The organism is Faecalibacterium sp. DFI.5.82 (genome assembly GCF_029076575.1).
Lineage (GTDB): Bacteria > Bacillota > Clostridia > Oscillospirales > Ruminococcaceae > Faecalibacterium > Faecalibacterium duncaniae.
In genome coordinates this window covers 1-407 of sequence record NZ_JARFIS010000109.1, presented here as the reverse complement: position 1 = coordinate 407, position 407 = coordinate 1, and the positions used below count along the sequence as shown (strand labels likewise).

General features: G+C 56.8%; 1 pseudogene. It reads right to left on the bottom strand.

Annotated elements, in window-relative coordinates:
* Positions 1 to 407: pseudogene (locus tag P0G09_RS15805) on the bottom strand (hypothetical protein); the annotation flags it as partial.

Below are 407 nucleotides of genomic sequence, written 5' to 3'. Positions count from 1 at the left end.
GTAAGATCTTTGCGCTGGGGAGCTATGTTATCCAGTGCAAAGATCTTACCATTGGAGGGCACATACAGGCGGCAGGCAATGTTCTGCTGCCCTGCGGCCACATAGAAATCATCCGCATCGATCTCAATGACCACCTGCTCGGGCACCAGCGTATCCAGCAGACCCGCCGGGCCACAGAGGGTCACATTCATCAGCCGCTCGGTCTGCACGGTCAGGATATAGGTGGAGGGCAGATTGACCACCTGCACGCAGCTGGCGGGCAGGTTCATGGTCTTGGTCTCGAGCTTGGAGCTGTCGAAACTGACCGTGATACTGGAAATGTTGTCCAGCAGGCGAATATTGCCCGGCAGCTCGATGGGCAGCTCATACACCTTGTTCGGCGCAAAGGTGGAAAGATCGATGGTGCC